The following is an 8,606-nucleotide window of genomic DNA, read 5'->3' on the forward strand; positions in this document are numbered from 1 at the left end:
ACATCAATGATCACAAATGGCGTGTCAGCTCGAATGCAGACTGGCTTCTCGATCAACGGCTCGGTTCACAGCGATATGCCCCTGATCGAGGTCAGGGGCCTAGTGAAGCAGTTTGGCGGCCTGCGCGCGATCGACGGCATGTCGATGGCGTTGAAGCGAGGTGAGATGGTCGGGCTGATCGGTCCGAACGGCGCAGGCAAGACGACGATGTTCAACCTGATAGCGGGTGCATTGAAGCCGACATCGGGCGCCATTCGGATCGGTGATGCCGACGTGTCGGGCGAAGGCGCCGAACAGCGCATCGGGCGCGGCGTCGGCCGCACCTTCCAGATACCGCGCCCCTTCGCCGAAATGACGGTACTCGAAAATGTGCTGACAGGAGCGCAGGGCCAGTCGGGCGAACGGTTCTGGATGAATTTTCTCAGTACGCGCAAGGTCGCCGCCGAAGAACGAGCGGCGGTGGAAAAGGCAAGAGCGCTGCTCGATTTCGTGCTTCTGGCGAAGTTGCAGAACGAGCCGGCGCGGGTGTTGTCAGGCGGCCAGCGCAAGCTCCTAGAACTGGCGCGGATCCTGATGGCCGACCCCGACGTGATCCTGCTCGACGAGCCCGCTGCGGGCGTCAACCCGACCTTGCTTGAGCTGATCATCGATCGTGTCCGCGCATTGAACGGGCAAGGCAAGACCATCCTTCTGATTGAGCACAACATGGAAATGGTAGCGCGGCTTTGCGGGCGGGTGATCGTGATGGCGGCCGGCAAGTTGCTGGCGGAAGGCACTCCGGCGGAGGTTTCCCGCCATCCTGCCGTCGTCAGCGCCTATCTCGGAGGCGTCGCATGACTGACGCTGCGCAACCGGTGCTCTCCACCCAGTCGTTGGTCGCTGGTTACGAACGCGACCTGCCGATCGTGCGCGGTGTCGATTTTACGGTGCGCGAAGGCGAATTCGTCGTGCTCCTTGGCCCCAACGGCGCCGGCAAGTCGACCCTGGTCAAGACCATCGCCGGGTTGGTTCCGGTCCACTCTGGAACGGTTCTGCTTGGCGCCGCCGATATCACCGCCATGCCGAGCCACGAGAGGATCCGCCACGGACTGGCATTTGTGCCGCAGACCGAAAACATCTTCGCCACGCTGACCATCCACGAAAACCTTCAGATCGCCGCCAACATCCTGCCAAAGGAACGGCGAAACGACAGGATCGGGGCCCTTTACACGATGTTCCCCGACCTGGGCTCGCGCCCCTCGCACCGGGCTGGCCAGCTTTCTGGCGGCCAGCGCCAGATGCTGGCGGTGGCGCGTGCCCTGGTGGTCGAGCCCTCCGTGCTGATCCTGGACGAACCGTCGGCCGGCCTTTCGCCGAAAATCGTATCCGAGGTTTTCGACAGGCTTGCCGCCATCAACGAAACCGGCGTGACAACCGTTCTGGTCGAGCAGAACGTCAAGGCGGCACTCGCCGTCGCCGACAGGGCGGTCATTCTCGTCGAGGGCCTGATCGCGCATGAAGGCGTTGCGTCGCGGCTCGCCGACGATCCGATCGTTGCCGAACTTTATCTTGGCGCACGCCACGCCAACAAATCGGTGGCAACATGAACCCGCAGGCGTTGATGGATGGCCTGATCACCGGCTCGATGATCGGGTTGGGCGCGATCGGCGTCACGCTCACCTATTCGATCCTGCGCTTTGCCAATTTCGCGCATGGCGAGTTCGTCGCCTGGGGTGCATATTTCGCACTCGCCGTGAGCGGCGCGCTTGGCTACCTCTCCGGCTCCCTGCTGACGCCGATCGGACCATTTTCATTCGGCTGGTCGCTGCCGATCGCGGCGGTGATCGCCGTAGCCCTCACCGCCGGTCTGGCACTGCTTGTCGATGCCGTGCTTTTCGGCCCGCTTCGCGAGCGTCGAAGCGCGGTGATCATCCTGGTGATGGCGAGTTTTGGCGCGGCACTCACACTGCGCAATCTTCTCGAATTCATCTTCACCTCGCAGCCTGCCTATTTCACCAAAGCCCTACAGATCGCCTTTCCGATCGGCGGCGGCCTGCGCGCGACCCCGGATCAGTTGCTCACTCTCGGCGTCGCGGCGGTGCTGGTGGCGTCAGTCCATCTCTTGCTGACGCGTACGGCGATCGGCCGCTCGATGCGCGCCGTCAGCGAAAACCAGCAACTTTCAGGGGTTGTCGGTATCGATGTGCGAAAGGTGATCCGCACGGTGTGGGTGCTGGGCGCGGGGCTTGCCTGCATCGCCGGCGTGATGGCCGGATTGCTGGTGCAGATACGCCCACAGATGGGGCTCGACCTTCTGCTGCCGTTGTTTGCCGCCGCGATTCTTGGTGGCATTGGCAGCGTTCCGGGCGCCATGATCGCCGGGCTGATCGTCGGGCTTGCCGAAGCGCTGGCCGTGCAACTGATCGGTGCGGAATGGCGCTCGGCGATCGCTTTCGTCATCCTCGTGGTGATCCTGCTGTTGCGGCCGCAGGGCCTGTTCGGGAGGCCGGAATGATTTTCGACCTGATGGCCTATGGTGCCTTTTTCCTGACGATGGCGCTGACCTACGCCATCATCTGCCTCGGCCTCAACGTGCAGTGGGGGCAAACCGGCCTGTTCAATGTAGGCATCGCCGGATTCGTGGCGATCGGCGCCTATGTCTCGGCGCTTCTTACCACGCCAGACGCGCCGGACCGCTTCGGCGGCTTCGGCATGCCGATCGTCATTGGCTGGCTGGGCGGCGCGCTGGTGACCGGGTTCGCGACCTTTCTGGTGGGGGCGCTGACCATAAGGCTACGCGCCGACTATCTGGCGATCGCCACTTTCGGCGTCGCCGTTGCCGTGCAGCTGTGCGTACTCAACCTGGAACCGGTGACCGGTGGGCCCTTCGGCATCAGCTTCATTCCGCGGCCATTCGCCAGCCTCGCCGGAAATCCCTCGCTGTTCAGCGCGCTCAACCTGGCGGTTCTCGTGGGTATCGTCGTCTTGCTCTACCTCGCGCTTGAACGTCTGGCACGCAGTCCGTGGGGCAGGGTGCTTCGCGCCATCCGCGAGGACGAGACGGCCGCACTCGCGCTCGGCAAGAACGCCGTGCGGTTCCGACTTCAGGCATTCGCCATCGGCGGCGCCATCATGGGGCTTGCCGGCGCGACGCAGGCGCATTTCATCGGCTTCATCGCCCCGGACAATTACATGCCGACGCTCACCTTCCAGGTCTGGGCAATGCTGATCGTCGGCGGTTCAGGCAACAATCGAGGCGCTATTTTGGGCGCGGTCGTCGTGTGGGGTATCTGGGCGGTTTCGGCAAGTGCCGTATCGGCGCTGTTTCCGCCGGAACAGCAGGCGCGCGCGGCATCGTTGCAGATCGTCATGATCGGGGCAGCGCTCTGCGCGATCCTGCTTCTGCGCCCACGTGGCATTCTGGGCGAAGTCCGAATGTTCCATCGCGCCAAGGTGCCCGCTGCGGGCGACTTGCCCGCCAATCCTCCTGCCAACGAGCCTGTCCATGCCGAAAAATCCTGACCGTTTCCAACTGGCGGAAGGCCTCAATTCGAGCCGCCTGATTTGCGGCCTTTGGCAGGTCGCCGATCTCGAACGCGGCGACACGCCGCTCGACCCAGACAGGGCGGCGGATGCGTTGCAGGCCTATGTGGAAAGCGGCTTCGATACCTTCGACATGGCCGATCATTATGGCAGCGCCGAACTGATCACCGGACGTTTGCTGGCGCGCTACCCCCGGGCGGGCAAACGGCCGCTGGCCTTCACCAAGTGGTGCCCGGAACCCGGCCCGATGACCGCCGAAGTGGTGCGCCGCGGCATTCAGGAGCGGCTTGACCGGCTGGGCGTCGAGAAACTCGATCTGCTCCAGTTCCACTGGTGGACGTTTGATCATCCGGCCTGGCTCGACGCCCTCCATGAGATGAACCGGCTGCGCGAGGAAGGATTGATCGGCGCGCTCGGCGTCACCAATTTCGACGCGGCGCATCTGGCGCTGGCGCTCGCCGACGGCATCACGCTTGCCAGCAACCAGGTTTCGTTTTCACTGCTCGACCGTCGCGCCGCCGGACCGCTTTCGGATGTGTGCGTGAGATCGGGCGTCAAGCTCTTGGCCTACGGCACGCTTTGCGGCGGCTTTCTCTCCGACAAATGGCTGGGCAAGCCGGAGCCCTCTGAAATAGCCGACTGGAGCCGGTCCAAATACAAACGTTTCATCGACACCGCCGGAGGCTGGGCGGCGTTCCAGGCGATATTGGGTGCGGCCGGCGATGTCGCCCGCAAGCACTCCGTCTCGATATCGAATGTCGCGACGGCGTGGGTCCTTGGCCACCAGGCAGTCGGTGCAGCCATCATCGGCGCGCGGATCACCGAGAGCGAGCACCGCGCCGACAATCTGAAGCTGTTCGACCTTCAGCTCGACGGCGAGGACAAGTCGCGGCTGGAGGCAGCCTTTGCCGAAAGCCAGCCGATCCCTGGCGACTGCGGCGACGAATACCGGCGGCCACCCTATCTCACCGCGTCAGGCGATCTCAGCCATCATCTCGACGCCATACCCTCGGTGTTCAAGGCGGAAGCTGTTCCGGGCAAACCCGGCCGCTTGCGCGCATCATCGGGCAGCGTCTGGGAGCCGATCGCCGGTTACAGCCGCGCCGTCAGGGTCGGCAACAACATTTCGGTCTCGGGCACAACAGCAACGCATGGCGCGGACCGCTGCGTCGCGCCAGGCGATGCTGGCGCGCAGACCACCTACATCCTCGACAAGATCTCCGCCTCGATCACAGCGCTCGGTGGCAGGATGGACGATGTATTCCGCACGCGGATCTACATTCGCGACGCTTCGAAATGGGAGCCGGTATCGCTCGCGCATGGCCGAGCCTTCGGTGAAATATTGCCTGCCAATACGCTTGTCGAAGTCGGCAACCTCATCGGCGACTACGAGGTCGAGATAGACGCAGATGCCGCCGTTCTCGAAGGGTGACGAACAAGAAATCGACCCCCGCCCTCGGGTGGCCGACGTTCAGCTCCCGGACCGCGGTTGGCCGCTTCGAGGCTTGGCCGTCGACGAGGCAGCCGCTTCCCGGCCCATCTACAGTCCATCTGATCAGGTGAGGCAGAAGTGTAACGCAGCGAGCAAATTCGCTTCGCGAGGCTGCGCATTGGTTGCCATTCGGACCGCAAAACGTTACCCAGACAATGGGCAGAGCTTAGCTTCAGTGTGGGGGACCACGACGCGGGCAATTTGTGCGGCACCTCGTTATGAGCGCTCCGGCAACCGGAGCCACGATTGAAGAGAGAGCCTCCAGCTCCCGCGTGACGTCCGTCGCAGACGCGCCCGGACACATCCTGTGCGCCTTTGCAGCCTTTGCCGCTTTCGCCGTCCTTTTGGACACCAACGAGGCCCATGCCAGGTGCGTGAACACGACGACCGGCATCGAGGTCACCAGCGTCACCGGACAGCCGACCTCCAATCAGAACGTCGTCTGTGATACGACACCGCCCAATCCCACCGCCCAGACCACCGCAATCTCCGCAGCTGCCGGAAGCACAAATGTCAATGTGACGGTGCTGCCGGGCGCCATGATGAACTCCACCGTTCGCGCCATAGGTGTGGTGAACAACAGTACCGTGCTCAATCAAGGGCACATCATGACAAGTGGCATCAATGCCTTCGGCATGTCGGCGACCGGAACCGGAAGTACACTTACCAACCAGGGTGCCATTACGACGTCGGGCACGACCAGCTGGGGCATGGATGCACGCGGGCCCAATACGACGCTCGTCAATTCCGGAACCATATCGGTAAGCGGTCAAGACAGCGCCGGCATAAGAACGAACGCCCTCGGCACGGCGATCACCAACAGCGGCACCATCGCGGTTACAAGCGTCGGCACGGCCCCCAACTTCCCCTCCGGCATCCTGTTCCAGGCCGGTTCGTCCGGCACGTTCGTCAACCAGGCGGGAGGCGTGGTGTCGAGCCTGAACGGGGCTGGCGTCCGGGTCGTAAGCGATGGTCTCGTCACCGTGCGCAATGCCGGCACCATCACCAGCGGCGCCGGCTTTGCAGTCCGGTTCGACTCCGGCAACAACACACTGATCCTGGATACGGGCTCCGTACTCAATGGCGATGTCGTGAGTTCGGGTTCCGGAAACAGCGTGCGGCTTCAGGGCACCGGTACGGAGGACAGCAATTTCACCGGTGTTGCCGCCGGGAACGGTTTCCAGTCGCTGGTGATGGAGGGCAGTAGATGGACGCTGTCAGGCAACGCGACCATTGCGGGGCCCACCGCCAGCGCCGTCTCGGTGAACAGCGGAACGCTTGTTCTGGGCGGCACCGTCACCAATGGCGGCGGCGGAGGCACCACGATCGCTCCCGGGGCAGCGCTGCAGCTCGGCACTGGCGGTTCCTCCGGCACAGTCACGGGCAACATCGTCGACAACGGAACGCTGGTCTTCAATCGCTCCGATGTGGCGCGTTTCGACGGGGTCATTTCCGGCTCGGGTAGCGTCCACCACATCGGCAGCGGAACGACGATTCTCAACGCCAACGATCCCTTCAGCGGTGGCACATCGGTGCGCGCAGGAACGCTTGCGGTCGGTGACGGATCGCATCTGGGCGCAGCACTTTCCGGTGGCGGACCCGTCGACGTCGCGGCAGGTGCCGCTCTTGGCGGTTACGGCAGCGTGACGGGTACGGTGGCCAACAGCGGCACGATCGCTGTCGCCAACGCGGTGTCGGCATTTTCGGCCGGCCCGACAGGCACGTTTGCGGTCAAAGGCGACCTCACCAACAGCGGACACCTGCAAATAGGCGGAACCGGTGTCGGCAACAGGCTGGTCGTCGCCGGAAGCTATTTTGGCGCGGCCGGAGCGACAGGCGCGCTGAATACATTCCTCGGCGCGGACGGGTCACCTTCCGACCGGATCGTCATCGACGGCGGTTCGGCGTCAGGCATGACGGGCCTGTCCTTCACGAACATCGGCGGGCCTGGCGCCCAGACGCTTGCAGACGGCATCCTGGTCGTCGAAGCGTTGAACGGGGCGACCACCAACACCTTCGCGCTCAGCAACTTCGTCTCGGCCGGCGGTTATGAATATTTCCTGTTCAGCGGCGGGATCAACCCTGGAACCGCAGAGAACTGGTACTTGCGTAACAGCATCGTGGTTCCTCCGTCGGGAGGACCGCCTCCCGACGTGGCACCGGCGCCCGATCCGCTTGCTCCGCTGCCGCCCGGGCCGCTGCCAGCGGACGCGTTCCCGCTACCGGTTCCAACGCTGGATCCCGGCAATCCTCCGATCCAGCCCGCTCCGCCGACGCCGGGCGCCACGCCGTTCATCGGCACGGTCATCCCATTGTTGAGCACAGAGGTGCCGATAGCTTCCGCGCTCCCATACGCGACAAGGCAGGCGGCTCTTGCAACGCTCGGCACATTTCACGAGCGCCGTGGCGGCCAGGACGTGCTGTCGCCCGCGGACAACTTCTCGGCGGCCTGGGCGCGCGTGTTCGGACAAAGCGTCGAGCGCGACCTGGAGGGGACAGCCGATCCGGCGATCGACGGCTCGCTGTGGGGACTACAGGCCGGCCTCGACTTGCTGCGCTGGGAAAGCGAAGGCGGACACCGCGACGTCGCAGGCCTGTTCCTTGGCTATTCGGCGCTCAATGCCGACGTCACCGGCTTTGCGCTCGGCTGGAACAACCTTGCCGTCGGCGATCTCGATGTCAACGCAACCAGCATCGGTGCCTACTGGACCCATATCGGGCCGACCGGCTGGTATCTCGATGGCGTCTTGATGGGATCGTTCTACGGGGGCGGTGGGACTTCGCGCCGCAACGTCGAAGTAGATGCGGACGGGCAAGGTCTCACGCTCTCGCTTGAAGGGGGCTATCCATTCACGCTCTCGCCGACCTGGAAGGTCGAACCGCAGGCTCAACTGATCTGGCAACACGAGTGGCTCGACGATGCGTCAAGCCGCTTTGCGACTGTCGCGTTCGACACCGACGACGCGCTGACAGGCAGGCTAGGCGTTCGACTTGAAGGCGAGTTCGAGACCTCTGCCGGCCTGATGCAACCTTATCTGAAAGCCAATCTCTGGCAGGGCTTCTCGGGCAGCGACACCGTCAACTTCAACGTCAATCCGTTCCAGGTGGACTTCGGCGGGACGGCGCTCGAACTTGGCGGCGGACTGATCGCGTCTTTGCGTGACGGTCTCAGCCTCCATGCGACGGCCGGCTATACATTCGCAGTCGATGGCGAGACCAACAGAGCCTTCGAGGGGAACTTGGGATTAAGCTTCAAGTGGTGACGAAAGACAACGATCCATTACCACGCAAGCTGCAGCTGGCGCGGCGCTATTTGAACAAATCCCGGCACGGGTTTCCGCCCCGCCGGTGACGATCGCTGCCACCAGAGCATCGCTGAAGGCTCGAGGAGTCGACAGCTGGAGAAGCTCCTTCCGATATGCCATGGGTGTTGTTATCCTGCCGAACACTAAGCGACTACCACCGTCAGTCTGTGGGCGTACTCCCTGTCACCACCTCACCCTGAAGCCGGCGGTGCCGGCAAGGGCGTAGCTGTCGCCGAAGTTTTCCAGCGAGCTGTTGAGCGAAACCTCGCCAAACACCGAATATTTGT

6 protein-coding genes are annotated in these 8,606 nt (G+C 63.6%); all 6 read left to right on the forward strand.

Annotated features, from left to right (window positions below):
* The first annotated feature begins 33 nt into the window (after positions 1–33).
* The 6 genes from C8K44_RS25185 to C8K44_RS25210 all read left to right on the forward strand — a co-directional run bounded on the left by C8K44_RS25185 (position 34) and on the right by C8K44_RS25210 (position 8,277).
* Positions 34–837, forward strand: coding sequence for an ABC transporter ATP-binding protein (locus C8K44_RS25185; RefSeq protein ID WP_109578509.1), 804 nt, complete (start codon positions 34–36; stop codon positions 835–837).
* A complete protein-coding gene (locus C8K44_RS25190; RefSeq protein WP_109578510.1) occupies positions 834–1,586 on the forward strand; it encodes an ABC transporter ATP-binding protein in 753 nt (250 codons plus the stop codon). The genes C8K44_RS25185 and C8K44_RS25190 overlap by 4 nt, the downstream gene beginning before the upstream one ends.
* Positions 1,583–2,494: a branched-chain amino acid ABC transporter permease gene (locus C8K44_RS25195; RefSeq protein WP_109578511.1), complete on the forward strand. Its 912-nt coding sequence runs from the start codon at positions 1,583–1,585 to the stop codon at positions 2,492–2,494. Before C8K44_RS25190 ends, C8K44_RS25195 begins: the two co-directional genes overlap by 4 nt.
* Positions 2,491–3,501: a branched-chain amino acid ABC transporter permease gene (locus tag C8K44_RS25200; RefSeq protein ID WP_109578512.1), complete on the forward strand. Its 1,011-nt coding sequence runs from the start codon at positions 2,491–2,493 to the stop codon at positions 3,499–3,501. Before C8K44_RS25195 ends, C8K44_RS25200 begins: the two co-directional genes overlap by 4 nt.
* Positions 3,485–4,954, forward strand: a complete 1,470-nt coding sequence (locus C8K44_RS25205; protein WP_109578513.1) for an aldo/keto reductase — start codon at positions 3,485–3,487, stop codon at positions 4,952–4,954. Before C8K44_RS25200 ends, C8K44_RS25205 begins: the two co-directional genes overlap by 17 nt.
* A 332-nt stretch (positions 4,955–5,286) precedes the next feature.
* Positions 5,287–8,277 carry an autotransporter domain-containing protein gene (locus tag C8K44_RS25210; protein WP_158282788.1) on the forward strand — a complete coding sequence of 997 codons (2,991 nt, stop codon included), beginning with the start codon at positions 5,287–5,289 and terminating at the stop codon, positions 8,275–8,277.
* Positions 8,278–8,606: the final 329 nt, after the last annotated feature.

It is taken from the genome of Aminobacter sp. AP02 (genome assembly GCF_003148805.1).
In the GTDB taxonomy this organism is placed as follows: domain Bacteria; phylum Pseudomonadota; class Alphaproteobacteria; order Rhizobiales; family Rhizobiaceae; genus Aminobacter.